Source organism: Aliarcobacter cibarius, from assembly GCF_013372265.1.
GTDB classification, from domain to species: Bacteria; Campylobacterota; Campylobacteria; order Campylobacterales; family Arcobacteraceae; genus Aliarcobacter; species Aliarcobacter cibarius.
The window spans coordinates 1566180-1588042 of the sequence record NZ_CP054051.1; the positions used below are offsets into that span (position 1 = coordinate 1566180).

15 protein-coding genes are annotated in these 21863 nt (G+C 27.9%); 11 read left to right on the plus strand and 4 right to left on the minus strand.

The window, feature by feature from the left end; genetic code table 11:
* Positions 1–3 precede the first annotated feature (3 nt).
* Together ACBT_RS07845 and ACBT_RS07850 are read right to left on the minus strand one after the other, a co-directional pair.
* Entirely contained in the window at positions 4–7920 is a 7917-nt protein-coding gene (locus ACBT_RS07845) for an autotransporter domain-containing protein (RefSeq protein WP_176325393.1), read from the minus strand.
* Between the two features lie 80 nt (positions 7921–8000).
* Positions 8001–8561: a YqiA/YcfP family alpha/beta fold hydrolase gene (locus ACBT_RS07850; protein ID WP_024776132.1), complete on the minus strand. Its 561-nt coding sequence runs from the start codon at positions 8559–8561 to the stop codon at positions 8001–8003.
* 94 nt (positions 8562–8655) lie between these two features.
* On the opposite strand from ACBT_RS07850, the gene radA reads away from it, so the two are divergent.
* The gene (gene radA / locus ACBT_RS07855; RefSeq protein ID WP_024776131.1) at positions 8656–10005 is read left to right on the plus strand and encodes a DNA repair protein RadA; all 1350 of its coding nucleotides are present in this window, start codon (positions 8656–8658) and stop codon (positions 10003–10005) included.
* Positions 10006–10015: 10 nt separating this feature from the next.
* Here radA and ACBT_RS07860 read toward each other — a convergent pair whose 3' ends face one another.
* Positions 10016–10432 carry a thioesterase family protein gene (locus tag ACBT_RS07860; protein WP_024776130.1) on the minus strand — a complete coding sequence of 139 codons (417 nt, stop codon included), beginning with the start codon at positions 10430–10432 and terminating at the stop codon, positions 10016–10018.
* A gap of 64 nt (positions 10433–10496) precedes the next feature.
* Here ACBT_RS07860 and ybeY point away from each other — a divergent pair, with 64 nt between their 5' ends.
* Positions 10497–10916: an rRNA maturation RNase YbeY gene (gene ybeY, locus ACBT_RS07865; protein WP_024776129.1), complete on the plus strand. Its 420-nt coding sequence runs from the start codon at positions 10497–10499 to the stop codon at positions 10914–10916.
* A gap of 20 nt (positions 10917–10936) precedes the next feature.
* On the opposite strand, the gene ACBT_RS07870 is transcribed toward ybeY, so the two are convergent.
* On the minus strand, positions 10937–11341 hold the full coding sequence (locus tag ACBT_RS07870; protein WP_024776128.1) for a Fur family transcriptional regulator: 405 nt from the start codon (positions 11339–11341) through the stop codon (positions 10937–10939).
* Positions 11342–11509: 168 nt separating this feature from the next.
* Here ACBT_RS07870 and ACBT_RS07875 point away from each other — a divergent pair, with 168 nt between their 5' ends.
* The 9 genes from ACBT_RS07875 to rseP are packed head-to-tail and all read left to right on the plus strand — an operon-like array spanning position 11510 to position 21852.
* Positions 11510–13087 carry an endonuclease/exonuclease/phosphatase family protein gene (locus ACBT_RS07875; RefSeq protein WP_024776127.1) on the plus strand — a complete coding sequence of 526 codons (1578 nt, stop codon included), beginning with the start codon at positions 11510–11512 and terminating at the stop codon, positions 13085–13087.
* On the plus strand, positions 13084–14391 hold the full coding sequence (gene murJ, locus ACBT_RS07880) for a murein biosynthesis integral membrane protein MurJ (protein WP_024776126.1): 1308 nt from the start codon (positions 13084–13086) through the stop codon (positions 14389–14391). Before ACBT_RS07875 ends, murJ begins: the two co-directional genes overlap by 4 nt.
* A gap of 53 nt (positions 14392–14444) precedes the next feature.
* Positions 14445–16154 (plus strand): ABC transporter ATP-binding protein, encoded by a 1710-nt coding sequence (locus ACBT_RS07885; RefSeq protein ID WP_024776125.1) that lies wholly within the window; start codon positions 14445–14447, stop codon positions 16152–16154.
* 44 nt (positions 16155–16198) lie between these two features.
* Entirely contained in the window at positions 16199–17257 is a 1059-nt protein-coding gene (locus ACBT_RS07890) for a quinone-dependent dihydroorotate dehydrogenase (RefSeq protein ID WP_024776124.1), read from the plus strand.
* 50 nt (positions 17258–17307) lie between these two features.
* On the plus strand, positions 17308–18570 hold the full coding sequence (locus ACBT_RS07895; RefSeq protein ID WP_024776123.1) for a M16 family metallopeptidase: 1263 nt from the start codon (positions 17308–17310) through the stop codon (positions 18568–18570).
* A gap of 9 nt (positions 18571–18579) precedes the next feature.
* On the plus strand, positions 18580–19467 hold the full coding sequence (dapA, locus tag ACBT_RS07900; RefSeq protein ID WP_034218845.1) for a 4-hydroxy-tetrahydrodipicolinate synthase: 888 nt from the start codon (positions 18580–18582) through the stop codon (positions 19465–19467).
* On the plus strand, positions 19467–20243 hold the full coding sequence (locus tag ACBT_RS07905; protein ID WP_034218844.1) for an enoyl-ACP reductase: 777 nt from the start codon (positions 19467–19469) through the stop codon (positions 20241–20243). The genes dapA and ACBT_RS07905 overlap by 1 nt, the downstream gene beginning before the upstream one ends.
* Positions 20243–20785, plus strand: a complete 543-nt coding sequence (gene pgsA / locus ACBT_RS07910) for a CDP-diacylglycerol--glycerol-3-phosphate 3-phosphatidyltransferase (RefSeq protein ID WP_024776120.1) — start codon at positions 20243–20245, stop codon at positions 20783–20785. Before ACBT_RS07905 ends, pgsA begins: the two co-directional genes overlap by 1 nt.
* 8 nt (positions 20786–20793) lie before the next feature.
* Positions 20794–21852, plus strand: a complete 1059-nt coding sequence (rseP, locus tag ACBT_RS07915) for an RIP metalloprotease RseP (protein ID WP_024776119.1) — start codon at positions 20794–20796, stop codon at positions 21850–21852.
* Positions 21853–21863 lie beyond the last annotated feature (11 nt).

The following is a 21863-nucleotide window of genomic DNA, read 5'->3' on the forward strand; positions in this document are numbered from 1 at the left end:
TTCCTAAAAACTAATTCCTAGTGTAACATTACCACTATAACCTTCAAAATCACCATCTTTACTTCTGTCATAATTTAAATCAAATCTTATTTTTGTATCATTTGTGATTCTAGCCTCAACTCCAACTCCAACTTTGTAAATCATATCATCAGGTTTTCTAGAAGGAGTTACAAATTTATCTCCACCTCCTACAAATTGAGCTTTTATCTCAGGATTACTTGTTCCAAAATCTTTTGCTACCGCAAAACTAACTTGTGGAATAATTAAAGCATTATCAAGTTCTATTCTGCTTGTTGCTTTTATACCAACTTCTGCTGTCGTTTTATCTTCTTTATATTTATCAACTTTTAAAGCATCATTTTGATATGAAGTTCCTTTTTCCGTATAACCTTTTTGATTAACTTGACTATATTCAACTCCTGCATAAGGTGTAATATAAGCTCCATTGTCAACTGGAATATGAACTCCTGCTTCTATTCTTGCACCCATTTCATCTGCTTTTACTTTTGAAGTCAAATCACCTGAATTTGCTGTTCTACTTGTATCACTTGAATGTTGTGTGTAATTTAATTGTCCTTCAATATATCCTAACTCAAACTCTTTTGACCCGTATAAAGAGACTCCTATACTATTTGTATCTGTTTGATGACTATTTTGAGTAGCTTTAGTGTCCATATAAGAAGTACTAATTCCAATAATTGAACTATCTCCTACATTTTTATCAAGTCCTGCAACAAAACCATAAGATTTTGTATTAAATCCTTCATAAACTCCAACATCATCTTGTTTTGTTTTTGAAGCAGTTGTTTTTAACCACAATGTTGAATCACCAACTGTATAAGAATCACCTGAAGAAAGACCTTTACCTTCATAAGCTTGAATAGAATCTTCTATATTAGAAGTTCTCATTTCATTTAATCTTCCTTTAATAGAAGTTTTATTGATATTTGAAGCATCTGCAATATTTTGATTAACAACTCCACTTGGATTTGGAGCTAACTTTCTTTGAATATCTATCATTTCTTGTTTTTTAGTAGATGTTATAGTCTTACCATCTTCTAAATATTCTATATCTCTAATAATCTTAGCCAAAGCACCCTCTCTTGCTTTTTCATTCGCTAATTTTGCTAAAGACTGTGAAGCTCCATTTGAATAATCATTACCAATTCCTGATTTTACTATATATAAATCTTCAGCTTTATGAGAACCATCTGTTGTCCTATCTGCTTTTAATACTAAATTTTTACCAACAACTTCAACAGTTGAATCTATAATACTATTATCTCTTACAAATCCACTTTCTTCAGTTGCCCTATATTTTGTATCAATATCATTTTGTGTAACAATTAAATTATACTGACCTTTTCCTTCCCATGTTCCATCATAAGTAATATTAAATTTAGCATCACTTTCCATAGTTAAACTATCTGCTGTAATCTGACCAGATTTTCCACCAACAACTGCACTTCCAGAACTTAAATCTGTAGTTTGTACATCAAAATTTAAAGTAGAATTTTTATCTACTTTTATATTGTCTTTTACATCTAATTTTTTATCTTTAATATTTAAAGTTGCTCCATCTTTAATATTTAAATTTCCAGCAAATTTTACATCATCAACAAAATCTATAAGAACTTTATTTGAACCATTCCCAATAACAGTATTTTTAGCATAAACATCATATGCTAACTTTTGTTCAATATTTTCTCTATTTGCATCACTTGCAAATTTAACTGTATTCAATCTTTTATCAATAGAACCAATATCATTTGTTAAAGTTGTAGCACCTTTATAATTTAAATTTCCAACACCATCAGCAATAGTTGTCGTAAATGGTTGTGTTTGAGAAATAACAGCCTTATTATCTTCGATATTTACAGTTCCATTACCACCAAAATAGATATTAGAATATAAATTTTCTTTGAAATTTACTGTTCCTTCATCTTTTATAGTGGTTTTATTTGCATAAACATTATCTTTAAATTCAGAAGTTGAACCAGATGCTCCTGTTTTTATCTCTTTTAATCTATTCGTATCACTTCCAACTTTTTTATTTATATTCGAACTTCCAAGAAGATTTAAAGTTCCTTCACCATTATTTAAAGTATTAATTTTAGCATCTATATTTTTTTGATTTGCAAGATTGATTGTTGCGTCAGAATTATAATTTAAATTTTCAGCTTCCAAATTTCCATTTAAATTCAAAGTTAATTTCTCATTTAAATTTAAATCTTTCACAAATGTATCTTTTTCAAATGTAGAACTTGAATTTTTTCCATTTAATTTTATAGCTCTTATTTTATTTAAACTATCAGCTATCTCTCCACTTATTATTGTACTTCCTGCAATATTTATTTCTCCTATATTTTCATCTTGAGAAACAATTTTAGAACTAATATTTTTATCTTTTGCAATATTTAAAGTAGCATTATCTTTAAAGTCTATTTTATCACCTTTAAAATTCCCACCTAAATTCACAGTTCCATTTTCTTGTAAATTTAAATTTTGAGCATAAACATCTTCTTTAAATGTTGTTGTAGAATCAGATTTTGCTGTATTAATATCTTTTAATTTTTTACCATCTTGACCAATTTGTTGCTTAAATTCTGCATTTTTTAAAGTATTTAATATACCTTGATTATCTGTTGTTGTTAATATTTTTGAATCTACTACTTTGTTATCTGCTAAATTTACAACTCCATTTGCCTCATAATTTAGATTATCCCCTGTGAAATTGCCATTTAAATTTAAAATTCCCGTTCCAACATTTAAATCTTTTGCAAAAGTATTCCCATTTAAATTTGAAGTTTTACTGTTTTGTGCACTATTAATCTCTTTTAATTTATTATCGATAGTTCCAATAGTTCCATTTATAGATGAATCACCTAATAAATTTAAAGTTCCATACTCATCATTTGTTGTAATACTTGAATTTATAGCTTTTTTATCTGCTAAGTTTATAATTCCATCATCTTGATAATTTATGTTATTTCCTGTGAAATTCCCATTTAGATTAACTATTCCCTCATCTCCAGTTATTTCTAAATTTGTAGCATATAAATTATTTTGGAAAGTTACAGTTTTACCAGCAGCTCCCGCTTCAATAGTTGCAAATGTAGATTTTCCAGTTGTATTTCCACCTAAAGTTCCATTAATTGTAGAATCACCAGCAAATATTAATTTTGCACTGTTAGCATCTTCAAAAGTAGTGTTTGATGTATTTAAATTAACTCCATCACTAAGAGTTAAAGTTCCTTGAGTAGCTTTGAAAACTATATTTCCTTTTAGCTCATCTTTTAAAATAACATCTCCATCTGATTTATAATTTAAATCTTTTACATAAACTTTATTTTCAAATGTTAAAATTGAACCTGTTTCTCCTGCAGTTATGCTCTCTAAACTTAAAAGATTTTCACCAATTTGCCCTTTTATATTTGATGTTCCAGCAAATATAACATTTCCTTTATTATTTGCATCAGTTGTCATTACTATCAAATCAGGTAAATTTGTATTAGTAATATCTGCCCCATCATCTAAGATTAAAGTTGCATTATTTTGAAGATTAATTCTATCTGCATAAATATCCCTATGAATAAATAAACCTGAACCAGATAAAACATTTCCACTAGGATCTTTATCTTGTTGATTATTTGTATTAACATTTATATTTTTTACACCAAAAGCAATATCTCCAATAGTTCCCGAAACCTGACTATCCCCTTCAAAATTTATAGTTCCTGTATTATTTGCCAATGTTGAAATATTTCCATCTACATTTTTTTCATCTTTTACATTAACTACACCATCATTTCCAGCAAAGTTTATATCACCTGTGATTCCTTCATATAAATTTGCAACTCCATTTCCATCAAAAAATAAATTAGTAGTTATATTTCCTAGTGAATTTAAAGTCGCATTTGTACCGATATTTGTGTTTATTGCACTTAAATTTCCATTTAATGTTGTTGCTCCACTATTTACAACAAAATTACTTAGTTTATTTATACTTCCAATATCTCCTGTAACTGTTTGAGATACTCCACTCATACTTAGTGTTCCACTATTTGGAGTATCACCATCTATATTTGAAACAATATTAGCTTTTAAGTTTAAAGTTGCTCCATTTGCTATATTTGTGCTTAATGCTTTTATATCTGCATTTGCAGTTGTTGTTCCAGTTTTTACAGTAAAATTATTTAAAGAGTATATATTACCAATACTGTTAAAAATTGTTTGATTTGCTCCACTCATTAATAAATTACCACTATTTGCCGCAGTTCCATTTACATTTGAAGTTATATTTCCTTGAGAATTTAAACTAGCTCCATTTGAAATATTTGTATTTGTGGCATTTAAATTTCCATTTAGTGTAGTTGTTCCATTTGTTACATTAAAGTTTTCAAGGGAATTTGTATCTCCAATATTTCCAGTTATAGTTTGTGTTGTCCCATTCATATTTAATGTTCCGCTATTTGCCGTTTTTCCATTTATATTTGAAGTTATATTTCCTAGTGAATTTAAAATAGTTCCATTTGAAATATTTGTATTTGTGGCATTTAGATTCCCATTTAGTGTAGTTGTTCCATTTGTAACATTAAAGTTTTGAAGTGAATTTGTATTTCCAATATTTCCAGTTATTGTTTGATTTGTACCACTCATACTTAAAGTTCCACTATTAGCTGTTGTTCCATTTATATTTGAAGTTATATTTCCTAATGAATTTAAAGTAGTTCCATTTGAAATATTTGTGTTTACTGCATTTAAATTACCAGTTAGTTTTGTTGTTCCATTTGTTATATTAAAATTTTGAAGTGATTTTGTATTTCCAATATCTCCAGTTATTGTTTGACTCAATCCACTCATAACTAAATTACCGCTATTAGCTGTTGTTCCATTTATATTTGAAGTTATATTTCCTTGTGAATTTAAAGTAGCTCCATTTGAAATATTTGTATTTGTGGCATTTAGATTCCCATTTAGTGTAGTTGTTCCGTTTGTTATATTTAGATTATTTATTGCTCCAACATTTCCTGTTATAGTTTGTGTTGTCCCATTCATATTTAATGTTCCAGTATTTAAGCCTGTTCCATTTATATTTGAAGTTATATTTCCTAGTGAATTTAAAGTGGCTCCATTTGAAATATTTGTATTTGCTGCGTTTAGATTTCCATTTAGTGTAGTTGTTCCGTTTGTTATATTTAGATTATTTATTGTTCCAACATTTCCAATTATAGTTTGTGTTGTTCCAGTCATATTTAATGTTCCAGTATTTAAACCCGTTCCATTTATATTTGAAGTTATATTTCCTAGTGAATTTAAAGTCGCATTTGTACCGATATTTGTGTTTATTGCACTTAAATTTCCATTTAATGTTGTTGCTCCACTATTTACAACAAAATTACTTAGTTTATTTATACTTCCAATATCTCCTGTAACTGTTTGAGATACTCCACTCATACTTAGTGTTCCACTATTTGGAGTATCACCATCTATATTTGAAACAATATTAGCTTTTAAGTTTAAAGTTGCTCCATTTGCTATATTTGTGCTTAATGCTTTTATATCTGCATTTGCAGTTGTTGTTCCAGTTTTTACAGTAAAATTATTTAAAGAGTATATATTACCAATACTGTTAAAAATTGTTTGATTTGCTCCACTCATTAATAAATTACCACTATTTGCCGCAGTTCCATTTACATTTGAAGTTATATTTCCTTGAGAATTTAAACTAGCTCCATTTGAAATATTTGTATTTGTGGCATTTAAATTTCCATTTAGTGTAGTTGTTCCATTTGTTACATTAAAGTTTTCAAGGGAATTTGTATCTCCAATATTTCCAGTTATAGTTTGTGTTGTCCCATTCATATTTAATGTTCCGCTATTTGCCGTTTTTCCATTTATATTTGAAGTTATATTTCCTAGTGAATTTAAAATAGTTCCATTTGAAATATTTGTATTTGTGGCATTTAGATTCCCATTTAGTGTAGTTGTTCCATTTGTAACATTAAAGTTTTGAAGTGAATTTGTATTTCCAATATTTCCAGTTATTGTTTGATTTGTACCACTCATACTTAAAGTTCCACTATTAGCTGTTGTTCCATTTATATTTGAAGTTATATTTCCTAATGAATTTAAAGTAGTTCCATTTGAAATATTTGTGTTTACTGCATTTAAATTACCAGTTAGTTTTGTTGTTCCATTTGTTATATTAAAATTTTGAAGTGATTTTGTATTTCCAATATCTCCAGTTATTGTTTGACTCAATCCACTCATAACTAAATTACCGCTATTAGCTGTTGTTCCATTTATATTTGAAGTTATATTTCCTTGTGAATTTAAAGTAGCTCCATTTGAAATATTTGTATTTGTGGCATTTAGATTCCCATTTAGTGTAGTTGTTCCGTTTGTTATATTTAGATTATTTATTGCTCCAACATTTCCTGTTATAGTTTGTGTTGTCCCGTTCATATTTAATGTTCCCGCTGTTCCTACAACAGCTGCACTAATATCAGCAATAGAGTTTACAATCCCATTTGCATTAAATGTTAAATTTGTTCCTATTAAATCTTGATTTAAATTTACTGTTCCATCTCCAACTATATTTGTATCTTTTGAGTAAATATCACCATTAAAAGTTGATATTGTTCCAGTTGCTCCTGCATTTACACTACTTAAACTATTTGCACTATTTCCAATTGTCCCAAATATAGTTCCGTTTCCTAAAAGAGTTAAGTTTCCTGTTGCATCACTACTTAAAATTGTTGATGTAATTGTTTTTCCATCTGAAATTTTTAATGTTGAATTATTTGTAATATCCGTGTTTGTAGAAGTTAAGTTTCCATTTAGTGTAGTTATTCCGCTTATTACATTAAAGTTTTGAAGTGAGTTTGTATCTCCTATATTTCCAGTTACTAACTGATTTGTACCACTCGTGACTAAATTACCGCTGTTAGCTGTTGCTCCATTTACATTTGAAGTTATATTTCCTTGAGAATTTAAAGTAGCTCCATTTGAAATATTTGTATTTGTAGCATTTAAATTTCCAGTTAGCGTTGTTGTTCCGCTTGTTACATTAAAATTTTGAAGGGAATTTGTATTCCCAATATTTCCAGTTACTGTTTGACTGCTTCCATTCATATTTAATGTTCCACTATTTGCTGTTGTTCCATTTATATTTGAAGTTATATTTCCTAGGGAATTTAAAGTAGCTCCATTTGAAATATCTGTATTTCCAGCAGTTACATTTCCCTTAAATTCTACATTACTTCCGATTATATTTATATTACCATCACTACCTATGTCTATATTTCCAGCAACTGTGTTATTTCCACTCATTATTATATTAGCCGTGTAATTTGTAGAATTATTTGTAGATAAATTTAATGTAGGATTTGAAACAGAAGCAACAACATATCCAGCTGGTTGTGATATACCCTGATAAAACAAAGTACTGGAAGTATCTTTATAGATATTATTTGCATTTGCAAACGAATCAAAAGTTAAATTTAGAATCAAAGGCTTATCAATAGTTTTATTTACATTAAATCTATCAGGTATAGTAGTACCATATGCATTAGTATAAGTTGGAGCGAAAATTGGATTTGTGTATGAACTAGTAGCCCACGAAGTAGGTTTAAAAACTATATCATCTGTAAGCGTTGATGTATTTGAAACATTCTGATTTAATAAAGTATTACTAACATTATTAGCTTGTTCAACTGTTAAGGAATAATTATTACCTGACCCCGTTCCTGTTGCTGTTGTAGGAGTTACTGTAGCTTGAACACCAGTAAAGTAATCGGCTGAAAATAAGCTTGTTGGAGAGATTACTGAAGAAAGAAGAGCAATACTAAGACAAAGACCAATTTTTCCGCCTTTTAAGATACGAAATCTTGCATTTTGGACTCTAAAACTACTCATAAAATTCTCCAATTATAAAAATAAGCTTAAAATTATTTTTATATTACCATAATTTTACAAAATGTTATATAAATATTGTTCTATTTGAAAAAATTATTTATTTTATTTAAATATTTTTCTATATTTTCAAAACTATGATTTCCACCCTCTTCTACAATTATCTCACAATCTTTTAAAATTTCAAGACTCTCTTTATAATCAATTATTTCATCACCTTTTTGAATCAAAGCCATAATATTTTTAGGATTTTGTATAAGTGATACTTGAAAATTTTCTAAACTTTTTAGCTGTTCTTGTGTGATTTCAAAATTCGAATTATCAAAATAGTTTTTAACCAATCCAAAACTATAAAATTTACTCAAAGTTTGTTTGGGATTTAAAGCAGGATTTATTAAAACTGCATTTAGCTTATATTTATTTGCTAAATATAAACTATAAAAACCACCCAAAGAAGAACCTACTAAAGAGACTTTTTCACCTTTTGCCAAAAAAACTTCTATTAAGTCTTCTAAAGTATGAATTGCTAAAAAGGGAATTGTTGATAAACTAGGAGTAATTATCCCATTTTTAAAATACTTCTTAAAAATTTTTGGTTTATCTCCTAAACCACTACTTGCAAAACCATGGATATAAATAATCATCTAAAAATCCTTTAATATATTGCATTTTGCAATATTTTTAAATATATCAATTTTATTTTGATAAAATCTTAACATAATTTAAAAAAGGCAAAAAATGGCAAAAAAGAAAAACACTCTTTTTGAGTGCCAACATTGTGGAGAACAATCATCAAAATGGTTAGGAAAATGTCCAAATTGTGACTCTTGGGATAGTTTTTTAGAGCTAAGTACAGAGCAACAAGAAGTTTTAAAACAGACTATTACAGCTTCAAACTCATCATCAAAAGCAAGACCTATTACAGAAATTTTGCAAGATGATGTTACAAGATTTTCATCTTTTAACTATGAATTTGATTTAGTTTTAGGTGGAGGCGTGGTACCTGGAAGTTTAACTCTTATTGGGGGAAGTCCTGGTGTTGGTAAATCTACACTATTGCTAAAAGTTGCTGGTAGTATTGCAAAATCAGAGAAGAAAGTGCTTTATGTATCAGGAGAAGAGAGTGCCGGTCAAATAAAATTAAGAGCAAATAGATTAGACGCAAACCATAATAGTTTATATTTACTAAGTGAAATTAAACTTGAAGAGATTATGGATGAACTTCTGAGAGAAAATTATGAAGTTTGTGTTATTGATTCAATTCAAACGATTTATTCAAGCCACTTAAATTCAGCGCCAGGAAGTGTATCTCAGGTTCGTGAAATTACTTTTGAACTTATGCGTAAAGCAAAAGAATCAAATATTGCTATGTTTATTATTGGTCACATTACAAAAGATGGAAGCATCGCAGGACCTAGAGTTTTAGAACATATGGTTGATACGGTTTTATATTTTGAGGGAGAGTCAAGTAAAGAACTAAGAATGCTTAGAGGTTTTAAAAATAGATTTGGAAGTACAAGTGAAATTGGAATTTTTGAGATGACTAGTGAAGGGCTTGTTAGCGCAAAAGATATTGCATCAAAGTTTTTTGATAAAAATAAAGCTCAAAGTGGTTCTAGTCTAACAGTTTCTATGGAAGGAAGCAGAGCAATAATTCTAGAAGTTCAAGCTTTGGTTTGTGAAACAACTTTTCCAAATCCTAAAAGAAGTGCAACAGGTTTTGATACAAATAGACTTACAATGCTTTTAGCTCTTTTAGAAAAAAAATTAGATTTACCTTTTAACCACTATGATGTTTTTGTAAATATAAGTGGTGGAATAAAAATAAAAGAAAGTAGTGCAGATTTGGCAGTAATTGCAGCAATTATTAGCTCATTTAGAAATCGTCCAATATCAAAAGAGTCTGTTTTTATAGGTGAAGTTAGCTTAACAGGTGAAATAAAAGATGTTTATTCAATTGATTTAAGATTAAAAGAGGCTCAAGCACAAGGTATTAAAAAAGCAATTATTGCACAAAAACCAAATTTAAAACTAGATATAAAAACTTTTGCAGTAGATGAAGTATCAAAAGTAATAGAGCTTTTTTAAGCTCTATTACTTAGTTATTTAGAGCTTTTTCAACTCTTTTTTTTGCACCTTCAAGAAGTCTTGAAGTTGAAATTATAGCTCTTGTGTGAGTCCCTCTTCCACAAACTCCTCCACCATCTACAACTTCAATCTCGAACTTATAAAGTTTACCTTCCATTCCAACAAAAGTTGCAGTAGAAATAGCTACATCATTTTCTAGTGTTGCTGCCATATGCGTAATATTTACATTAACTCCAACACTTTGCTCATCATCTTTTAATAAAGGCATCATAAGTTTTGCTGCGCTACATTCCATTAAAGCAATCATTCTAGCTGTTGCAAAAACATCTGGAAAATTATCATCAACTGATATATTTAAATTTGAAGCTAAATCTTTTTTTTCAACTTTATAATCAATAGATGCTTTTTTTCCTATTTCTAAACTCATCTCTTCTCCTTAGATTTATTTTAAAAATTATATACTATTCAAAAATTATTAATATAGGCTAAAAATGATAGATTTTGAAAACCAAACAGACTTACTTGTAGAACTATCTGAACTTGAAGAAATAGCACATAGCGTTACAAATAGAGAAATTGAATTAATTATTGTAAATAATGAAACAATAAAAAATATAAATTTTGAATATAGAGAAAAGAATGAAGTAACTGATGTTTTAAGTTTTCCTTTCGATGGCGATTTTGCACATCTTCCATTAGGAACAATAATTATTTCAAAAGATTTTGTTACTGAAAAAGCAAAAGAGTATAACCATAGTAATAATGATGAAATAAAACTACTTTTTATTCATGGCCTTTTACATTTACTTGGATACGATCATGAGATTGATAACGGCGAGCACAGAGAAAAAGAAGAAGAGTTAATAAATAAATACAATCTGCCTTCTAGCTTGATTGTTAGAAATTCCTAAAATAATTAGCGTAAAGCTAATTATTTACAGCACTTTTTACAAGTACCACTTAAAACGATATCTGTATTGTCAACTTTAAATTGACTAATTTTTGAAACTTGTTCTAAAATATCAGTTGAATCAAGAATCACATCCTCAATAAAACCACACTCTTTGCATACTAAATGAGCATGCTCTGTTTTAACTAATTCATAAACTGATTTTGAATTAGGTATTTTAACTTCTGATAAAAAAGTTTTTTCTAACATCGAGTTAACATTTTTGTAAATTGTTGCTAACGATACAGATGGAAATCTATCTAATAGTTTTTTATATAACTCATCGATATTCATGTGACCATTCATATAAAGTTCATCAACAATAGCAACTCTTTGTGGAGTAACCTTTAAATCATACTCTTTTAATAAATTTGCATAATTTGTCATTAATTTTTCCTTTAAAAAACGAAATAATACTGATATTTCTTTTAATTTTCCTATAAACCTAACTTTTTATTTATTATATCATAAATATTTGTAAAAGATAATAATTATCCATTTTTATGCTTTAATTTTAAATTAGCTACTATTTCGAAAAATAAATATAGGATTTATATGTTTAGACTTCTAATTTTTCTATTTTTACCAGTCATCCTTTTTTCACAAAATATAAAAATAGCTTCTTACAACGTAGAAAATTTTTTTGATTTAAATAACGATAAAACAGAGTATACAGAATATATTCCAAACAATAAACATCTATGGAATCAAAGAGCATTTGATGCAAAATTAAAAAATATTTTAAAAGTTATAAATGATTTAGATGCAGATATTATTGCTTTACAAGAAATAGAAAATGAAAATTTAATAAAACTTTTAAAACAAAAACTTCCTCAATACAACTATTATACTTTCTCAAAATATTCTAATAGTGCAGTAGGTCTTGGTTTTTTATCTAAAATTCCTATAAAAAATTCAAAAAGAATAGATGTAAATTTATCATCTGATAGTTATAGACCTATTTTAGAAGCAACATTTACTTTTGAAAATATAGATTTTAAAATTTTCAATAACCATTGGCCATCAAAAAAATCTAGTGAAATATTTAGAATAAAGTATGCTCAAACATTAAATAATCGATTAAAAGAGTTAGAAAATGATTATGATTATATTATTTTGGGAGATTTAAACTCTGATTACAATGAATTTGAAACTTTTAAGAAAAATCAAAAATTGAATCTAACAGAGGGAATTACTGGAATCAATAATATTTTAAATACAACAATAGATGGTAAATTTGTTACTAAAGAAGATATGATAAATGAAAGTAAAAAATCTCATTACAATCTTTGGCTAGAACTTCCAACAAATGAAAGATTTTCTACAAAATATAAAAATCAAAACAACACACCTGATAATATGATTATTAATTCTGCTCTTTTTGATAATAAAAAACTATCTTATATCCCGAATTCTTTTGAGGCATTTAAGCCAAACTATTTATTTGATGGAAAAGATATAAATAGATGGAAAATATCAAATAATTTTGGAAATAAAGTTCATAAAGCAGAAGGTTTTTCTGATCATCTTCCAATATTTGCAATTTTCTCAATCAATAAAGAAAACTCTAATTCTACTAAAAAAGTTGAAAACAAAGATATTGAACCTATTTTAATCTCTTCTTTATACAATCAAGAAAAATTAACAAAAGATGAAATTATAGAAAATATTGTTGTTTTATATAAAGAGTATGACAAAGCTATCATAAAACAAAAGAATGATAGAGCTATTTATATTTTTGAAAATGCAAAAAATCTAAAAGTAGGTTTTTCATATGATTTACAAATAAAAGAGCTATATAATTTTTATGGATTAAAAGAGATAAAAAAGTTCAGTGTTTTAAAAGAAAAAGATGAAATAAAGAATTATAAAGAGCTTTTTTTAGATGGTTCAAAAATAGATATTTTCAATTTTAAATATGAAAATGAGATAATCACAAATCTAAAAGGATTTATTTCAAAAGGAAATTTGCAAATAAACGGTGGAAAAACTATAAAACTATTTGCAAAAGATAAAAATATCTTACCAAAAGATGGAAGTACAGTAGAAATAATTAATGCTCAATTAGGTTCATTTAAAGGTAATATGCAAATAATTTTCCACTCAATAAATGACTATAAAGAGCTAAAATGAGATTAATAAAATCAATCTTTACAAATAGTAGTGGAATTTTAGTCTCAAGAATTACTGGCTTTATAAGAGATTTGATGACCGCTTCGATTCTTGGAGCTAATATATATTCTGATATATTTTTTATTGCTTTTAAATTTCCAAACCTTTTTAGAAGTATTTTTGCAGATGGAGCTTTTACACAAGCATTTATTCCCTCTTATGCAAAATCAAAATATAAAATAAGATTCTCTTCTATTGTATTTTTACAAATTTTGGCATTTTTAATAGTTCTGTCATTGATAGTAACTATGTTTTCTCATCTATTTGCAAAAGCATTTGCTATTGGATTTTCAGAAGAAACAGTTAACCTAGCTGCTCCACTATTTGCAATAAATTTTTATTATTTACCACTTATATTTGTAGTTACATTTATGGGTGCTTTGCTCCAATACAAACATCACTTTGCAACTACTGCATACTCAACAGCACTTTTAAATCTATCAATGATTGCTAGTTTGATAATTGCAAAAGGTCTTGAGCAATATACAATTACTTATTATTTATCTTTTGGAGTTATTTTTGGTGGTATATTACAAGTTATTGTTCATATAATTGCCATAAAAAGAGCAAATTTGACAAAAATATTTACTTTTAGAAAACATAAGCAAAAAGAAGAAAATAAATTTTATAAAAACTTTTTTGCGGCTACTTTAGGTTCTTCAACTATGCACATATCAGCTTTTATTGATACTTGGCTAGCTTCAATGTTGATTAGTGGTTCAATATCATATCTATACTATGCAAACAGAGTTTTTCAATTACCACTTGCTATATTTGCAATAGCAACTTCAATAGCTCTATTTCCAATGATTTCAAAAGCAATAAAAAATAAAGATGAAAATTTAGCTCTTAAACTTATGAAAAAATCTTCATCTATTTTATTTTTAGTTCTTACTGTTTCTATGATTATTGGAATAGTTTTTAATGAATTCATTATAAAACTTCTTTTTGAAAGAGGTGCATTTACTGCAAATGATACACAAAATACAGCATTGATTCTAGCAATGTATTTAATTGGTCTTTTACCTTTTGGATTAGCAAAAATCTTCTCTCTTTGGTTATATGCAAAAGAGCAACAAGTATTAACAGCAAAAATATCAGCTCAAAGTTTATTAGCAAATATTATTTTTTCTCTAATTTTAATTTATCCATTTGAAGCTGCTGGATTGGCATTTTCAAGTACACTTAGTGGTTTTGTACTATTTTTCCTAACAATAAAAGCATTTGGATTTAAAAAATTCATCGAAATGTTCAAGAACTCTTAGTTTTAGCTAATTTTCGCTAAAATCTAAGACTTTTTTAAAAAACTAGGAATAAAATGAGAAAATTTTTCACCCAATATAAACCTTATTATAAAAACTATAAGTTAGAAATTTTTTATGCTTTCATAGGAATAATTTTAGTGGCTCTAGCAACAGCTGGAACGGCTTATGCAATCCAACCTCTTTTAGATGATATATTTATAAAAAAAGATGTTAATATGCTTTATATTATGCCTATTATTGTAGTTATATTATATGCTGCAAAAGGTTTTGGTGGATATATTCAAGCTTATTTCATCTCTTTTATTGGTCAAGATATTACAAGAAATGTAAGAGATAAATTATTTTCACATGTATTAAAACTTGACCTTGTTTTTTTCCAAAAAACTCATGGTGGAGAGTTAGTAAGTAGAATCATAAATGATATAAATAGGATTCAATCAGCAGTTTCAAACTCTTTAGCTGAATTAATAAGAGAATCTCTTACAATTATTGCTTTAGTTAGTTTAGTAATTTATCGTTCTCCTGAACTTGCTTTTTATGGATTAGTTGTTCTTCCACTAGCTATTTATCCACTTACTCGTTTAGCAAAAAGAATGAAAAAACTATCTTTTAAATCTCAAGAGAGTAACTCTGATATTACTTCAAGTTTAAGTGAGTCATTCAATAATATTGAGATAATTAAAGCAAATGGAACAGAAGATATTGAGGCAAAAAAATTTAGTACTTTAAATCTGATTTTCTTCAAATACAATATGAAAGCCGTTAAAACAAATGAACTTACTTCTCCTTTAATGGAAACTTTAGGAGCGATTGCTTTTGGAACTGTTATTTTAGTTGGTGGGAGTAGAGTTGTAAATGGTGAACTTACAACTGGAGAATTTAGTTCATTCATTGCAGCTTTATTTATGCTTTATACACCAATAAAAAGAATTTCTTCTTTATATAATAAAATGCAAGATGCTATTGCTGCTAATGAGAGAATAAATAATATTTTTGCAAAAACAGCACAAATAAAATCAGGAAATATAACAAAAATTGAAGATATAAAAAGTATCTCTTTTTGTAATGTTGGTTTAAAATATGATGATTTAGAAGCTTTAAAAAATATAAATTTAGAAGCAAAAAAAGGTGAAATAGTTGCTCTTGTGGGAGACAGTGGAGGAGGAAAATCTTCTTTAATCAATTTGCTTGTTAGATTTTATGATGTAAATAGTGGAGAGATAAAATTCAATAATACAAATATAAAAGATATTTCATTAGAAGAACTTAGAAAGCAAATCTCTATAGTTACTCAAAGAGTATATATTTTCAATGATACAATAGCTGCAAATGTGGCTTACGGAGAAGAACTTAATGAGATTAAAGTTATAGAGGCTTTAAAACAGGCTCATGCATATGAATTTGTTTCAAATATGAAATTAGGTGTTAATACGGTTTTAGATGAATTTGGTACAAATTTAAGTGGGGGCCAAAGACAAAGAATTGCAATAGCAAGAGCTTTATATAAAAATCCAAAAGTTCTAATTTTAGATGAAGCAACATCTGCACTTGATAATAAAAGTGAAGGTATTATCAGTGAAGTTATTGAAGAAGTAAGTCACAATAGAATAACGTTTGTAATAGCACATAGACTAAGTACTATTAAAAATGCTACAAAAATTGCTGTATTTAAAAGTGGTGAAATAGTTGATATTGGAACTCAAGATGAGCTTCTAGCATCTAGTTCTGAATATCAAAGATTATACAATTCAGCAAATCTTTGATTAGTTTTTGATAATATATAATAATTTTAAAAAAAGGAAAATCTTTGTTTAGTTACGAAACTGTTAAAAAAGTACTATTTTTATTCGATCCAGAAAAAGCTCATCACATTGCTGAATGTGGCTTAAAAGTTGTTGGAAAATGTAAAATTTTAAGAAATTATTATGAAAAAAAGAATTACATAATTAACCAAAAACTAAATCAAGAACTTTTTGGTGTAAAATTTGAAAATCCTGTTGGACTAGCTGCTGGATTTGATAAAAATGCAACTATGGTAAATTCTATGAAAAGCATGGGATTTGGTTTCACAGAGATTGGAACAATGACTCCTATGCCACAAGATGGAAATCCAAAACCAAGAATGTTTAGATATCCAGAATATAAATCAGTTCAGAATGCTATGGGATTTAATAATCTTGGAGCTCATGCAGTTTTAAAAAATCTAAAAAAAGTTTATCCTTTTCCTCTTCCTTTAGGAGTAAATATTGGTAAAAATAAATATACTCCAGAAGCATATGCACTAAGTGATTATAAAACTCTGATTAAAAAATTTGAAAGTTATGGAGATTATATAGTTATAAATATTTCAAGTCCAAATACTCCAAATTTAAGAGATTTACAAAATGAAAAATTTATAAATGAACTTTTTTCTATGGCAAAAGAGCTTACATCTAAGCCTATATTATTAAAAATCGCTCCTGATATGGAGACACAAACAGCAATTGAACTTTGTAAAACAGCTGTAAATGCTGGTGCTGCTGGAATCATAGCTACAAATACAACAATTGATTATAGTTTAATTCCAAACTGTAAAGATTTTGGAGGTCTTAGTGGTGCTGTTTTAAGTGAAAAATCTTCTTTATTATTCAAAGAGATAGCAAAAGAGCTTTATGGAAAAACTATTTTAATCAGTGTTGGTGGAATTTCTACAGGTAAACAAGCCTATGAGAGAATAAAAAATGGTGCCTCACTTGTTCAAGTATACTCTAGTTTAGTTTTTGAAGGTCCCTCAATGGTAAGAAAAATAAATGAAGAGATCCTAGAATTATTAAAAAAAGATGGTTATGAAAACATAACTGAAGCTATTGGAGCGAATTTAAGATAATGAAAAAATTCTTAAAAATTTTTATATTTTTTATTTTTATTGGAGATTTTATGAGTGCAAATAGTTTGCCAAATTATTATACAAAAAACCTAGATAATGGATTGCAAATTGTAGCTATTCCTATGGATAATAATACAAATGTAGTATCTGTTGATATTTTTTACAAAGTTGGAAGTAGAAATGAAGTTATGGGAAAAAGTGGAATTGCCCATATGCTAGAACATCTAAATTTTAAATCTACGAAAAATTTAAAATCTGGAGAATTTGATGAAATTGTAAAAGGTTTTGGGGGAGTAAACAATGCAGGAACAAGCTTTGATTACACTCACTATTACATAAAAACAGCTTCAAAAAATACAGATAAATCTTTAGAACTTTTCAGTGAGTTAATGCAAAATCTTACTTTAAAAAATGAAGAATTTCAACCTGAGCGAGATGTAGTTGCAGAAGAGAGACGTTGGAGAACTGATAATAATCCAATGGGTTATTTACAATTTAGATTATTTAACAATTCATATGTTTACCATCCTTACCACTGGACTCCGATTGGATTTATGGATGATATAAAAAACTGGACAATAGAAGATATAAAAGATTTTCATTCTACATATTATCAACCTAAAAATGCAATAGTTGTAGTTGCCGGTGATATAAAAAAAGAAGATGTATTTTCATTAGTTGAAAAACATTTTAAAGATATAAAAAATACAAAAGATATTCCTAGTTCTATTCATACAGTTGAACCTGTTCAAGATGGAGAAAGAAGAGCTACAGTAAATAAAGAATCAAATGTAGAAATGTTAGCTATGACTTATCATATACCAAATTTTGAGCATGAAGATCAAGTTGCTCTTAGCGCTTTATCTCAACTTTTAAGTAGTGGTAAAAGTTCAATCCTACAAAAAGTACTAGTTGATGAAAAAAGATTAGCTAACTCTGTTTATGCCTATAATATGGAATTAAAAGATCCTGGTGTTTTTATATTTATGGCTGTTGCAAATGAAAATATTGATGCTTTAAAAATAGAAAAAGAGATTTTAGATATAATATCGCGAATTCAAAAAGGTGAAGTTAAAGAAAAAGATATTGATAAGCTTAAAATAAATACAAAAGCTGATTTTATCTACTCTCTTGAAAGCTCAAGTGATGTTGCTTCACTATTTGGAACATATCTTGTAAGAGATAATATTAAACCACTTTTAGATTATGAAGCTAACTTAGATAAGCTGAAAGTAGAAGATATTGTAAATGTTGCAAAAAAATATTTGATAAAAGAGAATTCTACAACTCTTATACTAAAAGAAAAAAACTAAAGGATAAAAATGGATACCATTATTGGCTCTATGACTGCACTAATCACACCATTTAAAAATGGAAAAGTTGATTTAGAGAAGTATGAATCATTAATTAAAAGACAAATTGCAAATGGGATTGATGCTGTTTGCCCTGTTGGAACTACTGGTGAAAGTGCAACATTATCACATAAAGAGCACAAAGAGTGTATTGAAGTTGCTGTAGCTGCTTGTAAAAATACAAGAGTAAAAGTTCTAGCTGGTGCAGGTTCGAATGCAACACATGAAGCTTGTGATATAGCAAAATTTGCAGAAGAGATTGGAGCAGATGGAATTTTATCAATAGCTCCATACTACAATAAACCTACTCAACAAGGTTTATATGCTCACTATAAAGCAATAGCAAATAGTATCGAAATACCTGTTATGCTTTACAACGTTCCTGGAAGAACAGGAGTTGATTTGTTAGCAGAAACAGCAATTAAGCTTTTTGATGATGTAAAAAATATCTATGGTATCAAAGAAGCAACTGGATCACTTGAAAGAGCAACTTCTATAATATCACAAAGAGAAGATTTTGTAGTAGTTTCTGGAGATGATAGCGTAGATTTTCCAATGTTAGCAAGTGGAGCTAAGGGGATTATTTCTGTAACTGCGAATTTAGTTCCAGATTTAAAAGTAAAACTTGTAAATAGCACTATTAATGGTGATTTTAAAACTGGATTAAAAGTTCACAATGATCTTTTTGAATTAAATAAAGTATTATTTTGTGAAAGTAACCCTATTCCAATAAAAGCAGCTATGTATTTAGCTGGATTATTAGATACTTTAGAATTTAGGTTACCTTTAACAGAACCTAGCAAAGAAACTTTAATCAAATTAGAAAATATATTAAAAAAATACGAGGTAGTTAAATAATGAGTTCTATGAATGGAAAAACTTTAGTAATTTCTGGTGGTACAAAAGGTATTGGAAAAGAGTGTGTTTACAAATTTGCAAGTAATGGTGTAAATGTAGCATTCACTTATAATTCAAATGCTGAAATTGCTCAAGAAATTTGTAGAGATGTTGAATCTAAGTTTGGAGTAAAATGTAGAGCTTACCCATTTAATATTTTAGAACCAGAAAAGTATGCAGAACTTTTTGAAGAAATAGATAAAGATTTTGATAGAGTTGACTTCTTTATTTCAAATGCTATGATTTACGGAAGAGCTGTTGTTGGTGGATATGGTAAATTTATGAAATTAAAACCTAGAGGATTAAACAATATTTATACAGCAACTGTAAATGCATTTGTATGTGGTTCTCAACAAGCTGCAAAAAGAATGCAAAAAGTTGGAGGTGGAGCTATTGTTTCATTATCTTCAACTGGTAACTTAGTATATATTGAAAACTATGCAGGTCATGGAACAAATAAAGCTGCTGTTGAAGCTATGGTTAGATATGCTGCAACTGAACTTGGTGAATTTAATATAAGAGTAAATGCAGTTTCAGGTGGACCAATTGATACAGATGCTTTAAAAGCATTTACAAACTATGAAGAAGTGAAAGCAAAAACAGCTGAATACTCTCCATTAAATAGAATTGGACAACCTGAAGATCTTGCACAGTCTTGTTATTTCTTATGTACAAATGATGCTTCTTGGATTACTGGTCATACTTTAATCGTTGATGGAGGGACAACATTTAAATAATGTCAAAAGCACTAAATCTTCCAAACATATTAGCACTTTTTAGAATAGCATTAGCTCCGCTAATGCTATGGTTTTTTATAGATAGAAACAATCCTATATTCGCATCTTGGCATCCTTCTTGGTTTGATTATTTTGCAGGACTTATTTTTGTTGTTGCATCTGTTACAGATTTTTTTGATGGTTTTATTGCAAGAAGTTGGAATCAAATGACTAAACTAGGTGCTATTTTAGATCCACTTGCTGACAAAATGCTCGTTCTTGCAGGTTTTTTGGGACTTATGGTTATAGACAGAGCTAGTGCTTGGGCTGTTTTTTTAATACTATCAAGAGAGTTTTTTATAACTGGTCTTAGAGTTGTTGCAGTTGCAGAAGGTAAAAATGTAGCTTCAACTATGGCAGGAAAAGTAAAAACTGTAGCTCAAATGTTTGCAATAGGATTTTTAATAATGAATTGGCCATATGCAACTACTTTACTATGGATTGCTGTTATTTTAACTTTATATTCTGGATTTGAATATACAAGAGACTATTTTAAAGCTTAAGGATTTTTTTGGGTACTATTACTTTTTTATTAGTTTTATCATTTTTAGTATTTTTTCATGAGCTAGGACACTTTTTAGCTGCTCGTTATTTTGGTGTTAAAGTTCATGTATTTTCTATTGGATTTGGAAAACAAATCTACTCAAAATATTGGGCAGGTACAACTTGGCAAATTGCATTAATTCCACTAGGTGGCTATGTAAAAATGAAAGGTCAAGATGATACAAATCCTGCTTTAACTGAATCAGGAGATGATTCTTATAATACAAAAAAACCTTGGCAAAGAATAATTATACTTTTTGCGGGGCCTTTTGCAAACTTTTTACTAGCTGCTATTTTATATTTTACAATAGCTTTAATGGGTGCAAAAACTTTAGCTCCTATTATTGGTAATGTTAGTCCAGATTCTGTTGCTTTTCAGGCAGGTTTACAAAAAAATGATGAAATAATAAGAATAAATGATTTAGAAATTAAAACATGGGATGAAATAGGAAAAGTTATTACAACTACAGAAGGTGCTTTACAATTTTATATAAAAAGAGACAATAACTTAATTATAAAAATAATCAATCCACAAATTTCAGATAGTCAAAATATGTTTAATGAGAAAATTAAAAAAAGAATGATTGGAATTGCTCCAATAGGAGAAGTTATTACTCTAAATTTAAGCTTTTATGATTCTTTGATATACGCATATGATAAAACTATTTTTGCTTCAACAATGATTTTCCAAGGTGTTCAAAAATTAATTTCTGGAATTATTCCATCAAGTGAAATTGGAGGAGTTATTAGTATTGGTAAAATCATTTCTGATGCTAGTGAAAGTTCTATTATAGCACTACTTACAATTACAGCTTTAATATCTGTAAATTTAGGAGTTTTAAATCTTCTTCCTATTCCAGCACTTGATGGTGGACATATTATGTTTAATCTTTATGAAATGATTATGAGAAGAAAACCTAGTGAACAAGTTTTTATGTTTCTAACAATAATGGGATGGATAATATTAGGAAGTTTAATGCTTCTTGGTATTTATAATGATATTAATAGAATATTCTTAAATAATTAAAAAGGTTTTTC